A 22879-nucleotide genomic window follows, 5' to 3' on the forward strand; every position below is an offset into this window, starting at 1 on the left:
GGACTCCCAATGCCTGCAGGTAGTATTCTCGTCGCGGACGACGACACCGCCATCCGCACGGTGCTCAACCAAGCGCTGTCGCGCGCCGGCTACGAAGTGCGGTTGACCGGCAACGCGGCGACGCTGTGGCGTTGGGTGAGCCAGGGCGAGGGCGATCTGGTGATCACCGACGTGGTGATGCCGGATGAGAACGCGTTCGATCTGCTGCCGCGGATCAAGAAGCTGCGCCCGAACCTGCCGGTCATCGTGATGAGCGCGCAGAACACCTTCATGACGGCAATCCGCGCCTCGGAGAAGGGCGCCTATGAATATCTGCCGAAGCCGTTCGACCTGAAAGAGCTGATCGCGATCGTCGGCCGCGCGCTGGCCGAGCCGAAGGAGCGCATCTCCAGCGCCAACGACGAAGGCGAGTTCGATTCGATTCCGCTGGTCGGCCGTTCGCCGGCAATGCAGGAAATCTATCGGGTGCTGGCGCGGCTGATGCAGACCGACCTCACGGTGATGATCACCGGCGAGTCCGGTACCGGCAAGGAACTGGTGTCGCGGGCGCTGCACGACTACGGCAAGCGCCGCAACGGTCCGTTCGTCGCCGTCAACATGGCGGCGATCCCGCGCGACCTGATCGAGTCCGAATTGTTCGGCCATGAGCGCGGCGCCTTCACCGGCGCCAACACGCGAGCCTCGGGCCGGTTCGAACAGGCCGAGGGCGGCACGCTGTTTCTCGACGAAATCGGCGACATGCCGATGGAGGCGCAGACCCGTCTGCTGCGGGTGCTGCAGCAGGGTGAATATACCACCGTCGGCGGCCGCACCCCGATCAAGACCGATGTCCGGATCGTCGCGGCCTCCAACAAGGATCTGCGCGTCCTGATCCAGCAGGGCCTGTTCCGCGAAGACCTGTTCTTCCGCCTCAACGTGGTGCCGCTGCGGCTGCCGCCGCTGCGCGAGCACATCGAGGACCTTCCGGACCTAGTTCGGCACTTCTTTGCGCTGGCCGAGAAGGACGGTCTGCCGGCCAAGAAGCTCGATGCCGCCGCATTGGAGCGGATGAAGCAGCATCGCTGGCCGGGCAACGTCCGCGAGCTGGAAAATCTCGCCCGCCGCCTGGCAGCGTTGTATCCGCAGGAGGTGATCACCGCCTCGGTGATCGATGGCGAGCTGGCGCCGCCGCCGGTGGTGGCCGGCGGCAGTGCGCCGCACACCGTCGACAATCTCGGCGGCGCAGTCGAGATGTATCTGTCGTCGCACTTCTCGGGCTTCCCGAACGGCGTGCCGCCGCCCGGCCTCTACCATCGGGTGTTGCGCGAGATTGAGGTGCCATTGCTCACCGCAGCGCTGGCGGCGACTCGCGGCAACCAGATCCGGGCCGCCGACTTGCTCGGGCTCAACCGCAACACTTTGCGGAAGAAGATCCGCGACCTCGACATTCAGGTTTACCGCACCGGCGGCTGAGACGCCGAGGCAAGTTTTTCGGCTGTGGACCGCGTACTCGCCCGAGGTGGCTCGGGCGATGCGCCGCGATATTGTCGCAATTGAGCAACATTGTTGTAGGAATGCATCACACGGTCCGCCAGCGGCGCGGGCTGAACGCATTCATTGATTATTGCCGGAATGACCAGCGCAGAGACGTCGGCCCAACCCGTTGACGACCCCTCGACTGCCGAGCCGCGGCTGCGCACCTGGCGCAAGCTGCTGGCCCCGATGGCAGTCGGCGTTGCGCTGTTCTCGGCGTTCCTGACCTTCATCGTCCTGACCGGCCTGACCCCGATCGCCCCGACCCGGGAAGTCGTGGTCAGCTTCCTGCTGATCAATGCCGTCACCATCCTGCTGCTGCTCGCCATCATCGCCCGAGAGGTCTGGAAGGTGGTCCAGGCCCGCCGGCGCGGACGGGCGGCGTCGCGGCTGCACATCCAGATCGTCAGCCTGTTCTCGGTGATCGCGGTGCTGCCGGCGGTGCTGGTGTCGATCGTCGCCAACGTCACGCTCGACCGCGGCCTTGATCGGCTGTTCTCGGGCCCGACCCGTGCGGTGATCCAGAACTCGCTGATCGTCGCCAACGCCTATCTGCACGAGCACGGCCAGCTGATCCGCGGCGACATCCTCGGCATGGCCAACGACATCTCGCATGCCCGCGCGCTGTTCGACCTCGACCGCAAGTCCTTCCGCGAATTTCTCACCAACGACGCCGCGACCCGCAATCTGCCTGGCGCGATGCTGATCGATAAAGACCGCAACATCCTGGAGGCGGCGCAGAACGGCATCCGCCGCGACTTCGACGTCCCGGCGCCGGAGTTTCTGAAGAACGTCGACGACACCGAACCGCAGATCGCGGTGTTCATTGAGGCCAATTACGTCGCCGCGGTGATCCGGCTGAAGGGCTTCGAAGACACCTTCCTGTACGTCGCGCGCTTCCTCGATCCGCATGTTGTTGCACAACTGCGCCAGACCCAGGCCAGCGTCGCCGAATATTCCGAACTCGAAGCGCGCCGGCTCGGCGTCCAGGTCGCGTTCGCGCTGATGTTCACCGTGATCGCACTCACGGTGCTGATGTCGGCGGTGCTGATCGGCCTGAACTTCGCCAACTGGCTGGTGGCGCCGATCCGCCGCCTGATGGGGGCGGCGCATCTGGTCTCGACCGGCGATCTGCACGTCCAGGTGCCGGTGTCGAAATCCGAGGGCGACCTGTCGCAGCTCGGCATGACCTTCAACAAGATGACTCAGGAGCTGCGCACCCAGCGCGACGAGCTGGTCAGCGCCAGCGAACTGATCGACAGCCGCCGCCGCTTCATCGAGGCGGTGCTGTCGTCGGCCAGCGCCGGCATCATCGGCGTCGACGGTTCGCTCAGCATCGGCATTCTCAACCGTTCGGCCGAGAAGCTGATCGGCCACGCCGAAGCCGAGGCGCTCGGCCATCCGCTGTCCGAGGTGATCCCCGAGCTCGACGAGATCATGGGGACTGCACGCGAGGGATCGCAGCGTCTGGTGCAGGGCCAGATCACCATTGTCCGCGACGGCCGCGAGCGCATCCTCAACGTTCGCGTCACTGCCGAACAGACCGGCCACACCAGCGACAGCTACATCATTACGCTCGACGACATCACCGAACTCGTCTCGGCGCAGCGCACCTCGGCGTGGGGCGATGTGGCGCGCCGGATTGCGCACGAGATCAAGAATCCGCTGACGCCGATCCAGCTCTCGGCCGAGCGGATCAAGCGCAAATTCGGCAAGGTGATCGTCGAGGACAAGAACATCTTCGAACAGTGCACCGACACCATCGTCCGCCAGGTCGATGACATCCGGCGCATGGTCGACGAGTTCTCGCGGTTTGCGCGGATGCCGAAGCCGGTGATCGAAGGCGAGGACGTCGGCGACACCGTGCGGCAGGTGGTTTTCCTGATGCGCGTTGGTCATCCCGATGTCGACATCGAAGCCGAGATCAAGGACGAGCCGCTGCATGCGCGTTTCGACCGTCGCCTGATCTCGCAGGCACTGACCAACATCATCAAGAATGCCACCGAGGCGATTGAGGCCGTGCCGGAAGAAGAACTCGGCAAGGGCAAGATCGAAGTGGTCGCTGCACGCGAGGGCGACGACGTCGTCATCGACGTGATCGACAACGGCATCGGTCTGCCCAAAGAAAGCCGTTCGCGGCTGCTCGAACCCTACGTCACCACCCGTGAGAAGGGCACCGGCCTCGGTCTTGCGATCGTCGGACGCGTGCTGGTCGACCACGGCGGCGGCATTGAACTCAACGACGCATCCCACGTTCGTCCAGGCCAGCGCGGTGCATGGATGCGCCTCCGATTCGCGATGTCCGGTCAGCCGGCGTCACCTCCCGGATCGGGTGAACCAAAACAGCAGGCCGAGAACGAACCAAGGATAGCGGCTGCCAGCGGCAGCTAAAGCGACAGGCGCGACCATGGCGAATGACATTCTGATCGTCGACGATGAAGCGGACATCCGTGATCTCGTTGCCGGTATTCTCGAGGACGAAGGCTTTTCCACCCGCACCGCGCGCGACAGCGATTCGGCGCTGGCCGAAATCGCCAACCGGCGGCCGAACCTGATCTTCCTCGACATCTGGCTGCAGGGCAGCAAGCTCGACGGTCTGCAATTGCTGGAGCAGATCAAGAAGGATCACACCGACGTTCCGGTGGTGATGATCTCGGGCCACGGCAACATCGAAACCGCGGTCGCGGCGATCAAGCGCGGCGCCTACGACTTTATCGAAAAGCCGTTCAAATCCGACCGGCTGATTCTGGTGGCGACGCGTGCCCTCGAAACCTCGCGGCTGAAGCGTGAAGTCCGCGAGCTGAAGCAACTGGCGCCGTCGGCCTCGACGCTGGTCGGCCGCTCGGCCTGCATCAATCAGTTGCGCCAGACCATCGAGCGCGCCGCCAAGGCCAACAGTCGCATCCTCATCGTCGGCCCGTCCGGCGCCGGCAAGGAGCTCGCGGCGCGGACGCTGCACAACTCCTCTTCCCGTGCCGACGGGCCGTTCGTGGTGATCAACGCTGCTGCGATCACTCCGGAGAAAATGGAGATCGAACTGTTCGGCGTCGAAGCCAACGGCGAGCATTCGCGCAAAGCCGGCGCGCTCGAAGAGGCGCACGGTGGCACGCTGTTCATCGATGAAATCGCCGACATGCCGCGCGAGACCCAGAACAAGATTCTGCGCGTCTTGGTCGAACAGACCTTCCAGCGCTGCGGTGGCACCACCAAGGTCAATGTCGACGTCCGCATCATCTCGTCGACCGCGCGCAACCTCGAAGAGGAGATCACCGCCGGCCGTTTCCGCGAAGATCTGTATCACCGGCTGTCAGTGGTGCCGATCCGCGTGCCGCCGCTGTCCGAGCGCCGCGACGATATTCCGGAACTGATCGAGTACTTCATGGAGCAGATCTCGGCGGCGACCGGCCTGCCGCGCCGGCAGATCGGCCAGGACGCCATGGCGGTGCTGCAATCGCATGTATGGCCCGGCAACGTCCGCCAGCTCCGCAACAACGTCGAGCGGCTGATGATTCTGGCCGGCGGCGGTCCGGATGCGGTGATCACCGCCGACATGCTGCCGCAGGATGTCGGTTCGATGGTGCCGACGATGCCGACCGGCAACAACGGCGAGCACATTATGGGCCTGCCGCTGCGCGAGGCCCGCGAGGCGTTCGAGCGCGATTATCTGATCGCTCAGATCAGCCGGTTCTCCGGCAACATCTCGCGCACCGCCGAATTCGTCGGGATGGAGCGCTCGGCGCTGCATCGCAAGCTCAAGGCGCTCGGCGTCGGCTAAGTCTTCCTTCAATCCGTATCTCAGACCTGGAATCCGATCGATGTCGCGCATCGCCTATGTCAACGGCCGCTATCTCGACATGCGCGATGCGAGCGTGAACATCGAAGACCGCGGCTATCAGTTCGCCGATGGCGTCTATGAGGTCTGCGAAGTCCGCGGCGGCAAGCTGGTCGACATGCCGCGGCACCTGGCGCGGCTGCAGCGCTCGCTCGGCGAATTGCGGATCAAGGTGCCGATGCCGCTCGCGGCGCTGACGGTCGTGATGCATGAAGTGGTGCGGCGCAACCGGGTGAACTACGGAATCGTCTATCTGCAGGTGACGCGCGGCGTCGCGCGGCGCGATCACGGCTTTCCGGCCGCACCGGTGAAGCCTGCGGTTGTGGTGACGGCGCGCAGCCTTGATCCGGCCAAGGGGCAGGCCAACGCCGCTCACGGCATCAAGGTGATCACGCTGCCGGAGAACCGTTGGCCGCGGGTCGATATCAAGTCGACGGCGCTGCTTCCGAACGTGCTGGCCAAGCAGGCGGCGCGCGAGGCCGGTGCCTACGAGGCGTGGTACGTCGACCGCGACGGTTATGTCACCGAAGGCGCCTCCAGCAACGCCTGGATCGTCACCAAAGAGGGCCGGGTGGTGACCCGCTCGGCCGAGGCCGGCATTCTCCCCGGCGTCACCCGTGCGGTGCTGATGGATGCGTTCGAAGCGCTGCAGGTTCGGTTCGAGGAGCGGCCGTTCACGCCGGCCGAGGCCGCCAGTGCCGCCGAGGCATTCGTCACCGCGTCCAGCCAGATCGTGATGCCGGTGGTGGCGATCGACGGGCAGCCGATCGGCGACGGCAAGCCGGGCGCATTGGCCAAACGTCTAAGAGAGCAGTTTCACCGATTTGCGGTGTTTTCTTAAGCTTTGCGGCGCGGGGAGCATCCACTCGGGGTTTTAGTTGCTTGCTTAAAAGCCATGCCTACCCTCTAATCGGACCGTCGGCTTCTGGAGGGGGATCTCAGAGGAGTCGGCAACCGGGGTGGAGCTCCGATAGAGAGACGCGCACCGGCAAGAAAAGACAAAACCAATTGCGGGATAAAAAATGGCGGCAGACCGCGCACAAAACCTTCAAGACACTTTCCTCAACCACGTACGCAAGACGAAAACTCCCCTGACGATCTTCTTGGTCAACGGGGTGAAGTTGCAGGGTATTGTCACCTGGTTCGATAATTTTTGCCTTTTGTTGCGGCGCGACGGTCATTCGCAGCTCGTCTACAAACACGCGATCTCGACGATCATGCCGGGGGCGCCGATCCAGCTGTTCGAAAGCGGCGAGGACTCGCCAGCTTGAGGCGGGCCTGATTGGAACCCCGCAGCATTGACGGGGGCGCCGATCGTCCGCGATCGGGGCAGGGTGAGACTGGACGAGTCATCGTTGTCGGTCCGTATTTGCGTGTGCGCCGGGGCGATCCGGACGCCGTCGATACGGCCGTTCGCGACAACGACGCGCGGCTGGATGAAGCCGCCGGTCTCGCCCGCGCCATCGACCTCGACGTCGTGGAGGCAGTGCTCACGCCGATCAGCCAGATCCGTCCCGCGACCTATCTCGGCAAGGGTAAGGTCGAGGAGATCGTCGGCCTGATCGCGGCGCACGGCGCCGACCTCATCGTGATGGATTGCGCGCTGTCGCCGATCCAGCAGCGCAACCTAGAGAAGGCCTGGAACGCCAAGGTGCTGGATCGCACCGGCCTGATCCTGGAAATCTTCGGGCGCCGCGCCAAGACCCGCGAAGGCACGCTCCAGGTCGAACTGGCGCATCTCAACTATCAGCGCTCGCGTCTGGTGCGATCCTGGACCCATCTCGAACGCCAACGCGGCGGCTTCGGCTTCATGGGTGGCCCCGGTGAAACCCAGATCGAGGCCGACCGCCGGCTGATCGGCGAGCGCATCACCAAGCTCGAAGCCGAGCTGAAGAAGGTGCAGGCGACGCGCCGGTTGCATCGCGCCGGCCGGCAGCGCGTACCGTATCGCGTGGTCGCGCTGGTCGGCTACACCAATGCCGGCAAGTCGACGCTGTTCAATCGCCTGACGCGCGCCGATGTGCAGGCCGCCGATATGCTGTTCGCCACGCTCGATCCGACGCTGCGCGCGATCCAGCTGCCGCACGGCGGCAAGGCGATGCTGTCCGACACTGTTGGATTCATCTCCAATCTGCCGACCCAGCTCGTCGCCGCGTTCCGCGCGACGCTGGAAGAAGTGCTGGAAGCCGATCTGATCCTGCACGTCCGCGACATCAGCCACGAGGATGCCGAAGCCCAGCAGCACGACGTCGACAACGTGCTGCGCCAGCTCGGCGTCGATGCGGCCAGCGGCCGAATTGTCGAAGTCTGGAATAAGATCGACCGCTTCGAGCCCGAGCAGCGCGACGAGCTGAAGAACATCGCGGCGCGCCGGCCCGAAGATCATCCATGCCTGCTGGTGTCGGCGGTGAGCGGCGAGGGCGTCGACGAGCTGCTGCTCTCGATCGAACAGCGCCTGGCTGCCACGCGCACCGTGCTCGATCTGTCGATCGATGCGGCGGACGGTGCCGGCGTGAGCTGGCTCCATCGCAACACCGAGGTGCTGGCGAAGGATCTGGTCGACGGCCGCTACGCCATGACGGTGCGGGTCGAGGACAACAAGCGCGACATCGTGATCGACCGTTTCGGCGCGCTGCCGCGGCCGGATTGAGGGCGCGAATCGGCGCGCGTAACGAGCGCCGCCGCCACCGATTTCGGCGCTTCGCCGGAAGGCTTTCCGAGCGCTTCGAAAACGCCCGGTAAGTTATTGGAAAAACGAGCGGAAAAACCTTCGAAAACAGCCTCCGAAAGGGTGGTTCACAACACCCCGATACGCTATACGGATCCGATCAGATTCTGACCGGAATTCACCCTTGTCCGACAAAGACGACGAGAAGCCCGAGGGGCCGCAGGCGCCCTCGGATATTCGCCCCGTATCCATTCTCGACGAGATGAAGCGCAGCTATCTCGATTACGCGATGAGCGTGATCGTGGCGCGAGCGCTGCCGGATGCGCGCGACGGGTTGAAGCCGGTGCATCGCCGTATCCTCTACGGCATGTACGAGAACGGCTTCGAGTGGAACAAGCCGTATCGCAAGTCGGCGCGCACCGTCGGCGACGTCATCGGTAAGTATCATCCACACGGCGACCAGTCGGTGTACGACGCGCTGGTCCGTATGGCGCAAGACTTCTCGATGCGCGTGCCGCTGATCGACGGTCAGGGCAATTTCGGTTCGGTCGACGGCGATATGCCGGCGGCGATGCGGTACACCGAATCTCGCCTGACCAAGATCGCGCAGACGCTGCTCGACGATATCGACAAGGACACCGTCGACTTCCAGCCGAACTACGACAATTCGGAGAGGGAACCGCAGGTCCTTCCTGCCAAGTTCCCGAACCTCTTGGTCAACGGCGCCGGCGGCATCGCGGTCGGCATGGCCACCAACATTCCGCCGCACAATCTGGGCGAGGTGATCGACGCCTGTGTCGCGCTGATCGACGATCCGGCGCTGTCGATCGACGATCTCAACAAGATCGTGCCGGGTCCTGACTTCCCGACCGGCGGCATCATCCTCGGTCGCGCCGGCATCCGTGCTGCGTATCAGACCGGCCGCGGTTCGATCGTGATGCGTGGCAAGGTCGAGATCGAGACCGTCCGCAAGGACCGCGAGGCGATCATCGTCTCGGAGATCCCGTACCAGGTGAACAAGGCCACGATGGTCGAGCGCATCGCCGAACTGGTGCGTGAAAAGAAGATCGAAGGCATCGGCGACCTGCGCGACGAATCCGACCGCGACGGATTCCGCGTGGTCATCGAGCTGCGCCGCGACGCCGTGCCTGAAGTGGTGCTCAATCAGCTCTACAAATTCACGCCGCTGCAGACCAATTTCGGCGCCAACATGGTGGCGCTGGAAGGCGGCCGGCCGCAGCTGATGAACCTGAAGGATCTGCTGACGGTCTTCGTCGCGTTCCGCGAACAGGTCGTCACCCGCCGCACCAAATTCCTGCTCAACAAGGCCCGCGATCGCGCCCACATCTTGGTCGGCCTCGCGATTGCGGTGGCGAATATCGACGAGATCATTCGTGTGATCCGTAATTCGCCCGATCCGAACACGGCCCGTGAGACCCTGATGTCGCGCGACTGGCCGGCGGCGGATGTCGCGGCGATGATCACGCTGATCGACGATCCTCGCCACAAGCTCAATCCCGACGGCACTGCGCGGCTGTCGTTCGAACAGGCGAAAGCGATTCTCGATCTGCGGCTGCAGCGCCTCACCGCGCTGGGGCGCGAAGAGATATCCGAAGAGCTCGACAAGCTCGCGGTCGAAATCGCCGACTATCTGGAAATCTTGCGCTCGCGGGCGCGGGTGCAGGCGATCGTCAAGACCGAGCTCGGCGAGGTCAAGGCCGAGTTCGCAACGCCGCGCCGGACCGTGATTGCCGAGCAGGAAGGCGAGGTCGAAGACGAAGACCTGATCCAGCGCGAGGACATGGTGGTGACCGTGTCGCACGCCGGCTACGTCAAGCGCGTGCCGCTGTCGACCTATCGGGCACAGCGCCGCGGCGGCAAGGGCCGCTCCGGCATGGCCACGCGCGAGGAGGATTTCGTCTCGCGGCTGTTCGTCGCTTCGACGCATACGCCGGTGCTGTTCTTCTCGTCGCGCGGCCAGGTCTACAAGGAGAAGGTCTGGCGGTTGCCGCTGGCGCCACCGAACGGCCGCGGCAAGGCGCTGATCAACATCCTGCCGCTGGAGCAGGGTGAGCGCATCACCACGATCATGCCGCTGCCGGAGGACGAAGCCTCGTGGAGCGAGCTCGACGTGATGTTCGCCACCACCGGCGGCAACGTCCGCCGCAACAAGCTGTCCGACTTCGTCGACGTCCGCCGCTCCGGAATCATCGCGATGAAGCTCGATGAGGGCGAGGCGATCGTCGACGTGCAGATCTGCACCGAGCGCGACGACGTGCTGCTGACCGCCGCCGGCGGACAGTGCATCCGCTTCCCGGTGCCGGACGTGCGCGTATTCAGCGGCCGCACCTCGATGGGCGTGCGGGGCATCGCGCTGTCGTCGGGCGACACGGTGATCTCGCTCAGCATCCTGCGCCATTTCGAAGCGACGCCGGCCGAACGCTCGACCTATCTCAAGCAGTCCGGCGCGATCCGCCGTGCCGCGACCGGTGAGGAGAACGAGCCGGTCGAGACGCCGGAGGCCGAAGCCGAGGAGGGCGAGACGTCCACGGCGCTGTCGCAGGAGCGTTACGCCGAGATGTCGGCGTCTGAGCAGTTCGTGCTGACGATCTCGGAGAACGGCTACGGCAAACGGACTTCGTCGTTCGAGTACCGCACCACCGGGCGCGGCGGCAAAGGCATCGTGGCGATGTCTGTGAACAGCCGAAACGGCAAGCTGGTGGCGTCGTTCCCGGTCGAGGATTCCGACCAGATCATGCTGGTGACGGACAACGGCCAGTTGATCCGCTGCCCGGTCGAAGGCATCCGCGTCGCCGGCCGCTCGACGCAAGGCGTGATCGTGTTCAACACCGCGGATGACGAGAAGGTCGTCTCGGTCGAGCGCATCCCGGAGACCGACGACGGCGAGAACGGCAACGGCGGCTAGGCCGCCGGGTTGGCAGAGGCGGTTCCGTTCGTCGCCTCTGCGCCTCCGTGTGCGCGCGGTCAGCGGGTTTCCGACCGCCAGAATCGAAAGACCCCCGAGGGGGCAACTCGGGGGTCTTCGGTACAGAGCGCCCTTGGAGGGAAGCGCTTTGCGGAAACTAGCGGCGGGATAACGCCAAAACCTTAATGTCGTTCCGCAGTCACCAGCCGCGCCTGACCGATCGGCGCGTGGCTGGCATTTGCGTTACGAAGGCACGACGGTTCGAAATTCGGCCAAGCCTGCTCGGAGCAGGAGGTGCCGAGGGGACGGATGTCGAGCCGGTCACCCTTGGCCAGAGCCTGCGGGACGCTAGCCTCGACCTGCGGGGCAAAGCCCGGAAGAATGGTGACCGCCGCGGCAGCAAAGGCAGCAATCGCGATCACGGAAAGAGCCTTGATCATGACGGTGTCCCCTGTCGTCTCGATGGTTCGGCCGTTTCGGCCTGGAGTGCTTTGTCGCTTCCCGATGCGGCTGGTTTACCCAGCGCTGGTTTCAGAACGTCTTCATCGCCCGGCCATTCAGGTTTCATGACCGCGGGGATTTGTTTCTTGGCTTTCGGGCGCATGAAACAAACCCGTAAAAACGTGAGTGTTTTCAGTCGCCTCGCGTTACCATGCAGAAGACGCGCGAAGCCGCGATCCGGTTCGATCCGCAGCGCGAAATAAATCCGCCTGCCAGCTGCAGTTTTGAAGGAACTGGCGCCGCTTGCTCGATCCCGCGCGCCGCGCTAGACGGGCCGGATGTCACGCATCGCGCTTTATCCGGGCTCTTTCGATCCCGTCACCAACGGCCATCTCGACGTCGTCCGCCACGCCGTGGCGCTGTGCGACAAGCTCGTGGTGGCGATCGGCATTCATCCCGGCAAGAAGCCGCTGTTCACCACCGAGGAGCGCCTCGCGATGGTCGAACAGGTGTTCGGCCCGGTCGCCAAGGCGGCCGGCTGCGACTTCGGCTGCACCACCTATGACAATCTCACCGTGACCGCGGCCGAGAAGGTGGGGGCGACCATCATGATCCGCGGCCTGCGCGATGGCACCGATCTCGACTACGAGATGCAGATCGCCGGCATGAACGAGACCATGGCGCCGGCAATCCATACCGTCTTCCTGCCGGCTTCGGTCGGCGTGCGCCCGATCACCGCCACACTGGTGCGGCAGATCGCTGCGATGGGCGGCGACGTCTCGGCCTTTGTTCCGGCCGAGGTGGCGTCCGCTCTGAAATCCAAGTTTGCCGCCGGCTCGCCGGCCTAACCGACCCGGAGTTTTCATGATCCGTCTGATCGGCCTCTTCGCGGCGCTGCTGTTCGCGCTGCCGGCGCTGGCGCAGCCGCTGCCCGCCAATCTCGACAAACAGAACGCGCTCGTCATCGACACCACCAAGGGCCGCATCGTGATCGCGCTCCGCGCCGACATCGCGCCCAAGCACGCCGAGCGGCTGAAGCAGCTTGCCCGCGAAGGCTTCTACAACAACGTGCCGTTCCACCGCGTGATGGGCGGCTTCATGGCTCAGACCGGCGACGGTCAGAATTTCAACGGCACGGGCGGTTCGAAGTATCCGAACCTGAAGCAGGAATTCTCCAACGTGCCGTTCACCCGCGGCGTCGTCGGCATGGCCCGGCGCGGCGACAGCGTCGACAGCGCCAACTCGCAGTTCTTCATCATGTTCGCTGACGGCCCGAGCCTGAACGGCCAGTACACCGTGATCGGCAATGTCGTGTCCGGCATGGATGTCGTCGACAAGCTGAAGAAGGCTTCCCCGACCTCGCCGGGCGGCGCGGTCACCGATCCGGACAAGATGGTGAAGGTCCAGGTCGCCTCCGACGTGAAATAGGCGATCGCATTGCTGCCGCGCCGACTGACGACAGTCGCGGTAGCCTTGATCGCAGGGGCGGTCGGTTTCACCGTTCGCCCCGCGTCTGCGCAGAACGCGCCGATCGACAATCTCAACGCATTGTTTTCCGCGATGAAGCAATGCTGGCGTCCGCCGCGTCTGCCGGCCGGGAATCCCGGCATGCAGATCACCGTGCTGGTGAGCTTCACGCGCAGCGGTGAGATCCTCGGCAAGCCGCGGATCACCTTTGAAAGCCCGGAGGCCGGCCGGGACGACAGCCTGGCCTATCGCGTTGCGGTGATGGAGGCGTTGCAGCGATGCACGCCGCTGCCATTCACGCCCTCGATGGGGGGCGCCGTCGCCGGACGTCCGTTCACGCTGCGATTCGACGATCGCAGACAGAGTCCCAAACCAACAGAGAAGAGAGCATGGCTGATAACGACAACATCCTGATCCTCGAAACCACCCAGGGCCCCGTGAAGATCGAGATGCGCCCGGATCTGGCGCCGAACCACGTCGCCCGGATCAAGGAGCTGGTGCGCGAGGGCTTCTACGACGGCATCGTGTTCCACCGCGTGATCGAAGGCTTCATGGCGCAGACCGGCTGCCCGCAGGGCACCGGCATGGGCGGCTCCGGCAAGAAGCTGAAGGCCGAGTTCAACGCCGAGCCGCACGTCCGCGGCACCGCGTCGATGGCCCGCGCCGCCAATCCGGACTCCGGCGACAGCCAGTTCTTCATCTGCTTCGACGACGCCCGCTTCCTGGACAAGCAGTACACCGTCTGGGGCAAGGTGATCGAAGGCATGGAGAACGTCGACAAGATCAAGCGCGGCGAGCCGGTCAAGGATCCGGACAAGATCGTCAAGGCCAGCATCGCGGCCGACGCTGCGGCTTGATCAGTGATACGTCGGCCGTTCAGGCCGGCGTCGCCATCAAGAAGGTGTCATGCCCGGGCTTGACCCGCCTGCGGGGCCGTAGCCCTCTTCGGCGCGGCGGAGGCCCGGGCATCCATCTTTTTGAAGAGGATGGATTGCCGGGTCGAGCCCGGCAATGACGTACTGGAATCATGCGCACCGATCTGTTCGATTTCGATCTGCCTGCCGAGAACATCGCGCTGCGGCCGGTGAGCCCGCGCGATGCCGCGCGGATGCTGGTGGTGCGCCCGGGCGCGTCGCTCGAAGATCGGATCGTGCGCGATCTGCCGTCGCTGCTGGCGCCCGGCGATCAGCTGGTGGTCAATGATACAAGGGTGATCGCGGCACAGCTGACCGGTCGCCGGATCGGCCGCGGCCCTGAGCCGAAGATCGAAGCGACGCTGATCAAGCGGCTCGACGGCGCGCGCTGGCAGACGCTGGTCAAACCCGCCAAGAAGCTGCTGCCGGGCGATGTCGTTCGCTTCGGTCATGACGGCCGGGTCTGTCTGCTCGGTCATCTCGACGCGACCGTCGAAGCCAAGGGCGAAGCCGGCGAGGTGACGCTGGCGTTCTCGTTCCATGGCCCGGTGCTCGACCAGGCGATCGCGGAGATCGGCGCGACGCCACTGCCGCCCTACATCGCGTCCAAGCGCCCGCCCGACGCCCAGGACGTCGCCGATTATCAGACCATGTTTGCCGCCAATGAGGGGGCGGTCGCGGCACCGACCGCGGGGCTGCATTTCACCGCCGAGCTCGAAGCTGCGCTCGCCGCGCGGGGCGTCGGGCTGCACCGGATCACGTTGCATGTCGGGGCGGGGACGTTCCTGCCGGTGAAGGCCGAGGACACCAGCGAGCATCGCATGCACGCCGAATGGGGCACGATCAGCTCCGGCACCGCGGAGGCGCTGAACGCAGCGCGCGCAGCCGGCGGCCGGATCGTCGCAGTCGGGACCACGTCGCTGCGCTTGTTGGAAAGTGCGGCGCGCGATGACGGCCACATTGCGCCATTCGCCGACGAGACCTCGATCTTCATCACGCCGGGCTATCGCTTCCGCGCTGTCGACGTGCTGATGACCAATTTCCACCTGCCGCGGTCGACGCTGTTCATGCTGGTGTCGGCGTTCAGCGGTCTCGACACCATGCAGGCGGCCTACGCCCACGCCATTCGAACCGGCTATCGGTTCTACTCTTACGGCGACGCCAGCCTGCTGTTCCGGAACGACATCACCCCATGACCGTGCCCAATCACTTCGAACTCATCGGGACCGACGGCGCCGCGCGCACCGGTCGGCTCACCACGCCGCATGGCGTCGTTCGCACCCCGGCCTTCATGCCGGTCGGCACAGCGGGCGCGATGAAGGGCCTGCACTGGCGCGAAGTGCGCGACGCCGGCGCCGATATTGTGCTCGGCAACACCTATCACCTGATGCTGCGGCCCGGCGCCGAGCGGATCGCGGCGCTCGGCGGCCTGCAGCGATTCACCACCTGGAACGGCCCGATGCTGACCGACTCCGGCGGCTTCCAGGTGATGTCGCTGGCGCAGCTGCGCAAGGTCAACGAACAGGCGGTGACCTTCCGCTCGCACATCGACGGCGCGGCGATCGAATTGTCGCCGGAGCGCGCGATCGAGGTGCAGCGTCTGCTCGGCTCGGACATCGCGATGCAACTCGACGAATGCGTGCGGCTGCCGGCTGATCATGCCGACATCGAACGGGCGATGCAGTTGTCGCTGCGCTGGGCGGAGCGCTGCAAGCGCGCGTTCGAAACCGCGCCGGATGGCTATATGCTGTTCGGCATCGTGCAGGGCGGCGACGTGCCGGAGCTGCGCCACGCCTCGGCGCAGGGGCTGATCGACATCGGCTTCCACGGCTATGCGATCGGCGGCCTTGCGGTCGGCGAGCCCCAGGACGTGATGCTGGCGATGATCGAGGAGGCGGCGCCGATCCTACCCGCGGAGCGGCCGCGCTATCTGATGGGCGTCGGCACGCCCGAGGACATGCTTGAGGCGGTGGCGCGCGGCATCGACATGTTCGACTGCGTGATGCCGACCCGCAATGGCCGCCACGGCCTGGCGTTCACGCAGTACGGCCCGATCAACCTGCGGAACGCCAAGCACGCCGACGATCCGCGGCCGCTCGACGAGGAGAGCGACTGGCCGTCGGCGCGCACTTACTCGCGGGCGTATCTGCACCATCTGGTGCGGTCGAGCGAGACGCTCGGCGCGATGCTGCTGTCGGAGATCAACATCGCCTACTATCAACGGCTGATGCGTGACATCCGCGCCGCGATCGCCGCAGGTCAGTTCGAAGAGTTCAGGCTTCGTACCCGCGCCGCCTGGGAGCGGGGCGACATCGCGGCGCGCTGACAAGCCGCGCAGAGCACGTTGATTTCCGAATCCGAGGCGTCGCCTGGCGGACAGATTGGTCGGTTGCTGTGCCGGCGATTCTAGTGTGCCCATCCGTATGAGGGCGCATCGGTATCGACCGGTGCTGTCAAACCCTACGCCGCATACAGAAACGCGCCGCCTGAGTCGTCCCTCGTCGACGGATGCAGTCGAATGGTGGAGAGACGTTCCCGAGCCGAACAACCAGAACGGGGCGGGCTGTAGACTATCCCGGGACGGCCTCTGGTGCAGGCCGTGCCTATTCTGATCGCAAGTGATCGAATTTCGATGAATCGCTGGTCCACATCTCGCCGAGTCTTTGGAGATCGGCCGGCGCGGTGCCGGACAATTGAGGCTGGCGAGGTTCTGCATTGATGCCGTTATCCAACATAGCAGACGAGTTTCCGTGATAACGGAAAATGCCGCTGTTCTGTTGGCGTTGCAGCTGACTTGTTGGAGGAAAGCGAAGAGACGACCGTATTCGCGATTGAGTGATTAGCATCGTAATTTTACTCTCCAGGTCAGCAGACGAAGCAAGTTCGTCCCACACGATGGAGAGAGCCATGAACACCGCGATGCAGATGATGCCGATGATGCCCATGCCGATGCCGATGATGGGCGGGATGCCGGCCATGATGAATCCAATGATGATGAACCCGATGATGGCAGGCATGTCGATGATGGGCATGCCGGGCATGGCAATGCCGATGATGATGTGCAAGATGACTTGCACGATGTCGCCGAACGGCACCATGAGCTGCGAGATGGCGCCGATGGATCCGGCAATGAAGGACATGTTCATGCAGTGCTGCCAGAACATGATGACCATGATGACGGGCGGCATGCCGATGATGATGAGCTGCGGCGGCATGATGATGATGGGAATGATGGCGAAGGCCTAATCGCCTCGCTTCATCTTCTACAGATCAGCCCGGAGCCGGCCAAGTGCCGGCTCCTTGCCGTTGAGCCGCAGATTTCTTTGCCGGGGCCAACACCCAGCTCAGTTAAGCGTTTGCTAGGACTGGACGAGCGCTGCTCCGCGGGGCACGCGACGAGCGGCTATCCGATCGACTCGACGTAGGTCATGACGAGGAACAGAACGGCTTCCTCGGCGCCGAGATTGCGATAGCTGTGCGGGACATCTGCGTCGAACAGGATCGCGTCGCCGGCGCTGAGTACAACTGGCCGTTCCGCACCTGCGTTGATTTCGACGGCACCTTTCGCAACGACCAGATTCTCGCGGGTGCCGGCGGCGTGCGGATCGGCGTCCTCGCGATGAAGCGGTGCCAGCCGCAGTTCGTAGAATTCGACCTGGCGCTCGCCGTCGAACGGAAACAGCGCGCGCGAGGTGAACTGCCCTTGGTTCGACGTCAGCAGTTTCGCATCAGTCCGGCGCAGCACCTGGGGATGGTGGGGGCTCTCCGTCGCGATCAGGCGCGCGAACGGGACGCCGAGCGCGGTCGCGACCTTCCACAACGTTCCGATCGTCGGCACGCTCTTGCCGGTCTCGATCTGCCCAAGCATCGCACGGCTGACGCCTGATTGCTTAGCCAGACGTTCAAGCGAGTAACCCTGCCGGACCCGAAGCCGTCGCAGATTGTGCCCGACGATGGACGGCAGATCGACTGACACGTGCTTCGCTTCGGTTTCGTGGGATTCGAGCCGGAAGCTGGCGTCGCTCATCCCTTCGCTCCGGGCGTGTAGCCGCCGATCAGCATAACCGGTGCCATCACCCAGCTCGGCCAGAAACTGAAGAAGAATGCTTGACCATGAAACGGAAGCGGCTGGTATTGATCCCATGTCGGGGCTGAGTCGGCCGCAGCGGCGAGCGCCTTTCGCTGCGCCCGGTATACACTCAGATCGATCACATTCGCCGATTGCACGGACACCACGTCCTCGTTGTCATCCATCGAACGCAGATGTTCGGCGATAAACGCCCGCATGACAATCAGTGCAGCGAGAAAACAACGGATCGAGCGCCTCTGCTCTGTCCAGTGGCAAGGCATTCCAGCCTGCTGTGCTCGCGTAGGTCAGGTCTGCTATCCGAGACACGACGGGTTCAGGCGTTCTGAACCAAGTGGGGCTGGACCGGCCGATGCAGATGCTGCCGCCATTTTACCTCTACGGTCGCAGAGGTCGCGATGGGCACGTTCGCCGGTCGGTCCGGTTAGCTCTCGATACAAGACGTCCGGCATTGCACGAGCCGTGCGATGCCGGACGAGGTGGTCCAACGGGAGAATCGATGATCAGGACGCCGGCGACCACTTCCAGACGATGTCGCGGACGTTGATCGGTTTCGGGATCAGGCCGAGCTTGTGAAAGCGGTCCGCTGTCTGTTGCTGCTCCGCCAGAATCTTGTCGGTGACCGGCGTGACCTCAAACACCGATCGCCCGACCAGAGTGCTGACCACGGCGGGATCGACGCCGGTCGAGGCGGCGAGGGATTTGGTGATTTCGTCGCGATGGCCGTTTGCCCACTGCGCTTCCTTGGCGAAAGTCTGGTTCAGCAAGGCGACGAGGTCGCCATGGGCATTGGTGAATTCGCGGTTGGCGAGGAAGAAGCCGATCGAGTCGTGGGCGTCGCCGGCGAAGCTCAGCACGCGGGCGCCGCTCTTCTCGGCCAGTGCGAGGTACGGATCCCAGATCGCCCACGCGTCTACCGTTCCGCCGGCGAAAGCCGCGGTGCCATCGGCAGGCGGCAGGTACACCGCGGTCACGTCGGTGAACTGCAGGCCGGCCTTTTCGAGGATGGCGACGGCCGTGTTGTGTGCGCTCGATCCTTTCGGAATAGCAAGCCGCTTGCCTTTGAGATCGGCGACCGACTTGATCGGCGAGTTCGCCGGAACGACGATTCCTTCGTTCTTGCCGGAGCCGGGCAGGGCAGCGACGTACAGCAGGTTGGCCGCTGCGGCCTGCGCAAAGATCGGCGGGGTGTCGCCGGTGTAACCGAAATCGATATTGCCGGTGTTGAGCGCCTCGAGCAGCGGCGGGCCGAAGGCGAACTCGACCCACTTCACGGAAAGGCCTTTTTCCTTCAGCGCAGCTTCGAGGACGCCGCGCTCCTTCACAGCAGGCTGAATGCCTGCCTTCTGGAAGCCGATGCGGACTTCCTTCAGGTCCGCCGCAGAGGCGAAGCCGATGGACGATGCCGCGAGCGCGGCGAAGGCGAGGGCGAACAACGATCTACGCGACGACATCATGAGCCTGCTCCAGAGATCATTCGTGGGATCTTATTAGAGGCAGGAATTCCAATCCGACTGAATTCCAAAGATCGAAGGCAGTCATGCGAACTATGCTGCGTGGCGTCTGATTGGGGAAAGGACTGTTTGCCAGGTTCGCAAGTCAGCCTTCGGAGTCGGCCTAACCGTGCTTGGCGCTTGGTACGCTGACCTCTGCCAGTCGCAGGAGATCTTCGTCGCGATCGATGGCGACGTAGCTGCCCTGCCAATAGGTCAGCGAGGCTTTGCGTGGCAGCGTCGAGGTGTGAACGACGCGGCCAACCAAGATCGCGTGGGTATGTCGCTCGATAACTTCATCGAGCTCGCATTCGATGGTCGCAAGTGCGCCGGCCAGAACCGGAGCGCCCGAGATACCCGTATTCCACGTACCGCCGGCGAACCGCGCAGCGCCCTTCAGGCCGCCCTTGCCGGCGAAGCGTTCGCCGATTTCGATCTGGTCGGCAGCGAGGATGTTGACCGCGAAGGCGTGACTGCAAGCGATCAGCGGGCCCGCGGACGATTTCTGGTTGAGACAGACGATCAACGTCGGCGGCGTCGCCGACAGCGAGGTAACCGCCGTGGCGGTCATGCCGACTCGGGCGCTGCCTTTGCCGGCGGTGATGACGCTGACACCGCTCGCGAGCTGCCGCATCGCATGGGCGAAGTCAGCCGGCGAAGCGGAACGAAGACGGTCCTCAATGGCAAGCGTCATGGCAGCGGCCTCACAGCTCGAATGTGTCCTCCGCGCCCTTCAGCAGATCTCGTAGGATCTCACCTTCGAGGGCGGCGAGCTCGGCAGAGCCGCGCTGGCGGGGGCGCGGCAGATCAATCGGCAGATCCTTGGCGATGCGGCCGTCCTCGATCACCAGCACGCGATCGGCGAGGGCAACCGCCTCGGCGACGTCGTGGGTCACCAGGATGGCGGTGAACCCCTGTGCCTGCCACACCTGTTCGAGCAGACGCTGCATGGCGATGCGCGTCAGCGCGTCCAGGGCGCCGAGCGGCTCGTCGAAGGCGAGCACGCGCGGTCGGCTGACCAGGGCGCGGGCCAATGCGACGCGCTGCTTTTGACCTCCGGATAGCACCGCCGGCCATTCCCCGCGCTTGTCATCGAGACCGACCTCGATCAGGGCCGCATCGGCGCGAGCCCGGGCATCCGGAGAGTTGCGCTCGGTGCCCAGACCGACCTCCACATTGGCGAGGACCCGTGCCCACGGCAGCAGGCGCGGCTCCTGGAACATGACGCGGACGTCGCCCGGCAGCTTGTCTTCGCCGAACACGATGTGGCCTGCACTCGGAGTTTCGAGCCCGGCGATCAGTCGCAGCAGCGTGCTCTTGCCGCAGCCGCTGCGGCCGACAATGGTGACGAACTGGCCGGCCGGGATATGCAGGTCGATCCCGCGAAGCACGTCGTTGTCGCAAAAGGATTTGCGCAAACCGCGAATGTCGAGCGCGAGCGCGCTTGTCGGAGGCTGCGAGGGGCGAGCTTCGTCCTCGATGGTGGGGGCGACCGGATCGTAGGCGCCGGGCGGGGCGGCGAGAAGGAATTGAAGCGCTTCCATCATCATCCCCTCAAGAGCGCTGGAATGCCGGGTGCCACGACAGCGTCTGCCGTTCGAGTAGACGCGAGGCGCTGTCGGCGAGTTTGCCGAGCAGGGCGTAGATCAGGATCGATAGAACGACCACGTCGATCAGCATGAATTCGCGCGCCTGCATCGCCATGTAGCCGAGGCCCGACGAGGCCGCGATGGTCTCGGCCACGATCAGGGTCAGCCACATGATGCCGAGCGCGAAACGGACGCCGACGAACACGGAGGGCAGCGCGCCTGGAAAGATCACCCGGCGGAACAGTTCGACGTTGCTCATGCCGTAGATCCGCCCCATCTCGATCAGTTGCGGATCGACGCTGCGGATGCCGTGCAGGGTGTTCAGATAGATCGGGAAGAACACGCCGAGCGCGACCAGGAACAGCTTGGCCTCCTCGTCGATCCCGAACCACAGGATCACCAGGGGAATCAGCGCAAGGTGCGGCACGTTGCGGACCATCTGCAACGTGGTGTCCGACAGCTTGGCACTGAGGCTGGACAGGCCGTTGGCGAGACCAAACGCAAAGCCGATGCTGCCGCCGATGGCGAAGCCGACCGAGGCACGCCAGAAGCTGACCCAGATATTGCGGACGAGTTCGCCGGACTGCAGCAACTTCCAGCCGGCGACGAGGACGTCGCTCGGCGCCGGCAGCACACGCGCCGATACAAATCCGAGGCTGCAGGCCGCTTGCCAGACCAGGATGATCAGCAGCGGCACGATCCATTGGATCAGCCCGTCCGGTCGCGGCAGCCGCCACGCGCGCGGTCGGGCGAGGGTTTCGACGAGGCTCATGGTTTGGCCGCCTGCTTGGCGTTCGGCAGATGCTCATTGGCGATGGTCTCGCCGAACGGGCCGGTATTAGCGCGCAGCGGCGTGACGTTGCCCGCGTGCTGCGGCTTCACCAGCGGGAACACGAGCTCGGCGAACCGATAGGCTTCTTCGAGATGCGGGTATCCGGACAGAATGAAGGTGTCGATGCCGACGTCCTGATATTCCTTAATCCGGGCGGCCACGGTCTGCGGATCACCGACCAGCGCTGTGCCAGCGCCGCCCCGCACCAGACCGACGCCGGCCCACAGATTGGGACTGATCTCGAGCTTGTCGCGGCGGCCGCCGTGTAGCTCCGACATCCGCTGCTGTCCGACCGAGTCCATCCGGGCGAAAACCTTCTGCGCGGCGGCGATGGTGTCGTCGGTGACGTAGCGGATCAGATCGTCTGCTGCGGCCCAGGCAGCTTCGTTGGTCTCGCGAACGATCACGTGCAGGCGGATGCCGAACGACAGCTTGCGCCCGCGCGGCTCCGCCACCGCACGGACCCGATTGACCTTCTCGGCGACTTGGGCGGGCGGCTCGCCCCAGGTCAGATACTTGTCGACGGTGTCGGCTGCGACGTCGATGCCGGCGTCCGATGACCCTCCGAAATACAGCGGCGGGCGAGGGCTTTGCACCGGTGGGAACAGCAGCCGTCCATCCTCGATCGTGATGTGCTTTCCGGCGACGTTGACGGTCTTGCCGGACAGCAGATCCGAATAGACGTTGAGGAATTCGCGGGTGACCTCGTAGCGCTCATCATGTGACAAGAACACGCCGTCGCCCTTGTTCTCGACCGGATCACCGCCGGTGACGACGTTGACGAGAAGCCGGCCGCCAATCAAGCGGTCGAGCGTGGCAGTCATTCGGGCTGCGACGCTCGGCGACTGCAGGCCGGGGCGGACGGCGACCAGGTAACGCAGCCTCTCGGTCCAAGGCGCCACCGCCGAGGCCACCACCCAAGAATCCTCGCAGCTCCGTCCGGTGGGCAGCAAAACGCCGAAATAGCCGAGTTGATCGGCCGCTTGTGCGATTTGCCGGAGATAGCCGAAGTTGACGTCACGGCCACCATTCGATGTTCCAAGATAGTGACCGTCGCCGTGGGTCGGAAGAAACCAAAGGAAGTTGGAAGATGTCGTCTGGGGGGCAGTCATGCGGCG

Annotated in this window: 22 protein-coding genes; 13 read left to right on the forward strand and 9 right to left on the reverse strand. The window is 64.6% G+C overall.

Going from position 1 to position 22879, the window contains the following annotated elements:
- Positions 1-9: 9 nt before the first annotated feature.
- From ntrC to gyrA, 7 genes are all read left to right on the forward strand, one after another.
- Entirely contained in the window at positions 10-1452 is a 1443-nt protein-coding gene (ntrC, locus tag HZF03_RS12610; RefSeq protein WP_011158143.1) for a nitrogen regulation protein NR(I), read from the forward strand.
- A gap of 159 nt (positions 1453-1611) precedes the next feature.
- The gene (locus HZF03_RS12615) at positions 1612-3903 is read left to right on the forward strand and encodes a sensor histidine kinase NtrY-like (protein WP_011158144.1); all 2292 of its coding nucleotides are present in this window, start codon (positions 1612-1614) and stop codon (positions 3901-3903) included.
- Positions 3904-3919: 16 nt separating this feature from the next.
- Positions 3920-5287, forward strand: coding sequence for a nitrogen assimilation response regulator NtrX (gene ntrX, locus HZF03_RS12620; RefSeq protein ID WP_011158145.1), 1368 nt, complete (start codon positions 3920-3922; stop codon positions 5285-5287).
- 40 nt (positions 5288-5327) lie between these two features.
- A complete protein-coding gene (locus HZF03_RS12625) occupies positions 5328-6185 on the forward strand; it encodes a D-amino-acid transaminase (RefSeq protein ID WP_119018551.1) in 858 nt (285 codons plus the stop codon).
- Between the two features lie 181 nt (positions 6186-6366).
- Positions 6367-6615, forward strand: a complete 249-nt coding sequence (gene hfq, locus HZF03_RS12630; RefSeq protein ID WP_011158147.1) for an RNA chaperone Hfq — start codon at positions 6367-6369, stop codon at positions 6613-6615.
- Positions 6616-6626: 11 nt separating this feature from the next.
- Entirely contained in the window at positions 6627-7994 is a 1368-nt protein-coding gene (hflX, locus tag HZF03_RS12635; RefSeq protein ID WP_119018550.1) for a GTPase HflX, read from the forward strand.
- A gap of 202 nt (positions 7995-8196) precedes the next feature.
- Positions 8197-10938: a DNA gyrase subunit A gene (gene gyrA, locus HZF03_RS12640; RefSeq protein ID WP_119018549.1), complete on the forward strand. Its 2742-nt coding sequence runs from the start codon at positions 8197-8199 to the stop codon at positions 10936-10938.
- A gap of 182 nt (positions 10939-11120) precedes the next feature.
- Here the strand turns inward: gyrA and HZF03_RS12645 are convergent, their stop codons facing one another.
- A complete protein-coding gene (locus HZF03_RS12645; RefSeq protein ID WP_119018548.1) occupies positions 11121-11378 on the reverse strand; it encodes a hypothetical protein in 258 nt (85 codons plus the stop codon).
- Between the two features lie 339 nt (positions 11379-11717).
- Between HZF03_RS12645 and coaD the strand changes: the two genes are divergently transcribed.
- From coaD to tgt, 6 genes are all read left to right on the forward strand, one after another.
- Positions 11718-12227: a pantetheine-phosphate adenylyltransferase gene (gene coaD / locus HZF03_RS12650; protein ID WP_119018547.1), complete on the forward strand. Its 510-nt coding sequence runs from the start codon at positions 11718-11720 to the stop codon at positions 12225-12227.
- A gap of 16 nt (positions 12228-12243) precedes the next feature.
- Positions 12244-12807 carry a peptidylprolyl isomerase gene (locus HZF03_RS12655; RefSeq protein WP_107344577.1) on the forward strand — a complete coding sequence of 188 codons (564 nt, stop codon included), beginning with the start codon at positions 12244-12246 and terminating at the stop codon, positions 12805-12807.
- A 9-nt stretch (positions 12808-12816) separates the two neighbouring features.
- Positions 12817-13260 (forward strand): energy transducer TonB, encoded by a 444-nt coding sequence (locus HZF03_RS12660; protein ID WP_119018546.1) that lies wholly within the window; start codon positions 12817-12819, stop codon positions 13258-13260.
- On the forward strand, positions 13236-13703 hold the full coding sequence (locus HZF03_RS12665) for a peptidylprolyl isomerase (RefSeq protein ID WP_119018545.1): 468 nt from the start codon (positions 13236-13238) through the stop codon (positions 13701-13703). The genes HZF03_RS12660 and HZF03_RS12665 overlap by 25 nt, the downstream gene beginning before the upstream one ends.
- A 170-nt stretch (positions 13704-13873) precedes the next feature.
- Entirely contained in the window at positions 13874-14956 is a 1083-nt protein-coding gene (queA, locus tag HZF03_RS12670; RefSeq protein WP_119018544.1) for a tRNA preQ1(34) S-adenosylmethionine ribosyltransferase-isomerase QueA, read from the forward strand.
- On the forward strand, positions 14953-16086 hold the full coding sequence (tgt, locus tag HZF03_RS12675; RefSeq protein WP_119018543.1) for a tRNA guanosine(34) transglycosylase Tgt: 1134 nt from the start codon (positions 14953-14955) through the stop codon (positions 16084-16086). The genes queA and tgt overlap by 4 nt, the downstream gene beginning before the upstream one ends.
- A 277-nt stretch (positions 16087-16363) precedes the next feature.
- On the opposite strand, the gene HZF03_RS24470 is transcribed toward tgt, so the two are convergent.
- The 8 genes from HZF03_RS24470 to ssuD all read right to left on the reverse strand — a co-directional run bounded on the left by HZF03_RS24470 (position 16364) and on the right by ssuD (position 22873).
- Positions 16364-16975, reverse strand: a complete 612-nt coding sequence (locus tag HZF03_RS24470; protein WP_179906159.1) for a hypothetical protein — start codon at positions 16973-16975, stop codon at positions 16364-16366.
- Between the two features lie 188 nt (positions 16976-17163).
- On the reverse strand, positions 17164-17787 hold the full coding sequence (locus tag HZF03_RS12685) for a helix-turn-helix domain-containing protein (RefSeq protein WP_119018542.1): 624 nt from the start codon (positions 17785-17787) through the stop codon (positions 17164-17166).
- The gene (locus HZF03_RS12690; protein ID WP_119018541.1) at positions 17784-18047 is read right to left on the reverse strand and encodes a hypothetical protein; all 264 of its coding nucleotides are present in this window, start codon (positions 18045-18047) and stop codon (positions 17784-17786) included. Before HZF03_RS12690 ends, HZF03_RS12685 begins: the two co-directional genes overlap by 4 nt.
- 303 nt (positions 18048-18350) lie before the next feature.
- Positions 18351-19304, reverse strand: coding sequence for an aliphatic sulfonate ABC transporter substrate-binding protein (locus tag HZF03_RS12695; RefSeq protein WP_119018540.1), 954 nt, complete (start codon positions 19302-19304; stop codon positions 18351-18353).
- A 160-nt stretch (positions 19305-19464) separates the two neighbouring features.
- Entirely contained in the window at positions 19465-20034 is a 570-nt protein-coding gene (locus HZF03_RS12700; RefSeq protein WP_119018539.1) for a flavin reductase family protein, read from the reverse strand.
- Between the two features lie 10 nt (positions 20035-20044).
- Positions 20045-20890, reverse strand: a complete 846-nt coding sequence (locus HZF03_RS12705) for an ATP-binding cassette domain-containing protein (protein ID WP_119018538.1) — start codon at positions 20888-20890, stop codon at positions 20045-20047.
- Positions 20891-20894: 4 nt separating this feature from the next.
- The gene (gene ssuC / locus HZF03_RS12710; protein ID WP_107355463.1) at positions 20895-21701 is read right to left on the reverse strand and encodes an aliphatic sulfonate ABC transporter permease SsuC; all 807 of its coding nucleotides are present in this window, start codon (positions 21699-21701) and stop codon (positions 20895-20897) included.
- Positions 21698-22873 carry an FMNH2-dependent alkanesulfonate monooxygenase gene (ssuD, locus tag HZF03_RS12715; protein WP_107355464.1) on the reverse strand — a complete coding sequence of 392 codons (1176 nt, stop codon included), beginning with the start codon at positions 22871-22873 and terminating at the stop codon, positions 21698-21700. The genes ssuC and ssuD overlap by 4 nt, the downstream gene beginning before the upstream one ends.
- Positions 22874-22879 lie beyond the last annotated feature (6 nt).

This window comes from Rhodopseudomonas palustris (assembly GCF_013415845.1).
GTDB lineage: Bacteria > Pseudomonadota > Alphaproteobacteria > Rhizobiales > Xanthobacteraceae > Rhodopseudomonas > Rhodopseudomonas palustris_F.

What these genes read in the sequence shown, in the direction of transcription:
- ntrC (WP_011158143.1), top strand. Translation starts at nt 10, where the DNA reads ATGCCTGCAGGTAGTATTCTCGTCGCGGACGACGACACCGCCATCCGC.
- HZF03_RS12615 (WP_011158144.1), top strand. Translation starts at nt 1,612, where the DNA reads ATGACCAGCGCAGAGACGTCGGCCCAACCCGTTGACGACCCCTCGACT.
- ntrX (WP_011158145.1), top strand. Translation starts at nt 3,920, where the DNA reads ATGGCGAATGACATTCTGATCGTCGACGATGAAGCGGACATCCGTGAT.
- HZF03_RS12625 (WP_119018551.1), top strand. Translation starts at nt 5,328, where the DNA reads ATGTCGCGCATCGCCTATGTCAACGGCCGCTATCTCGACATGCGCGAT.
- hfq (WP_011158147.1), top strand. Translation starts at nt 6,367, where the DNA reads ATGGCGGCAGACCGCGCACAAAACCTTCAAGACACTTTCCTCAACCAC.
- HZF03_RS12645 (WP_119018548.1), bottom strand. Translation starts at nt 11,378, where the DNA reads ATGATCAAGGCTCTTTCCGTGATCGCGATTGCTGCCTTTGCTGCCGCG.
- coaD (WP_119018547.1), top strand. Translation starts at nt 11,718, where the DNA reads ATGTCACGCATCGCGCTTTATCCGGGCTCTTTCGATCCCGTCACCAAC.
- HZF03_RS12655 (WP_107344577.1), top strand. Translation starts at nt 12,244, where the DNA reads ATGATCCGTCTGATCGGCCTCTTCGCGGCGCTGCTGTTCGCGCTGCCG.
- HZF03_RS12665 (WP_119018545.1), top strand. Translation starts at nt 13,236, where the DNA reads ATGGCTGATAACGACAACATCCTGATCCTCGAAACCACCCAGGGCCCC.
- queA (WP_119018544.1), top strand. Translation starts at nt 13,874, where the DNA reads ATGCGCACCGATCTGTTCGATTTCGATCTGCCTGCCGAGAACATCGCG.
- tgt (WP_119018543.1), top strand. Translation starts at nt 14,953, where the DNA reads ATGACCGTGCCCAATCACTTCGAACTCATCGGGACCGACGGCGCCGCG.
- HZF03_RS24470 (WP_179906159.1), bottom strand. Translation starts at nt 16,975, where the DNA reads ATGCCGCCGCAGCTCATCATCATCGGCATGCCGCCCGTCATCATGGTC.
- HZF03_RS12685 (WP_119018542.1), bottom strand. Translation starts at nt 17,787, where the DNA reads ATGAGCGACGCCAGCTTCCGGCTCGAATCCCACGAAACCGAAGCGAAG.
- HZF03_RS12690 (WP_119018541.1), bottom strand. Translation starts at nt 18,047, where the DNA reads ATGCGGGCGTTTATCGCCGAACATCTGCGTTCGATGGATGACAACGAG.
- HZF03_RS12695 (WP_119018540.1), bottom strand. Translation starts at nt 19,304, where the DNA reads ATGATGTCGTCGCGTAGATCGTTGTTCGCCCTCGCCTTCGCCGCGCTC.
- HZF03_RS12700 (WP_119018539.1), bottom strand. Translation starts at nt 20,034, where the DNA reads ATGACGCTTGCCATTGAGGACCGTCTTCGTTCCGCTTCGCCGGCTGAC.
- HZF03_RS12705 (WP_119018538.1), bottom strand. Translation starts at nt 20,890, where the DNA reads ATGATGATGGAAGCGCTTCAATTCCTTCTCGCCGCCCCGCCCGGCGCC.
- ssuC (WP_107355463.1), bottom strand. Translation starts at nt 21,701, where the DNA reads ATGAGCCTCGTCGAAACCCTCGCCCGACCGCGCGCGTGGCGGCTGCCG.
- ssuD (WP_107355464.1), bottom strand. Translation starts at nt 22,873, where the DNA reads ATGACTGCCCCCCAGACGACATCTTCCAACTTCCTTTGGTTTCTTCCG.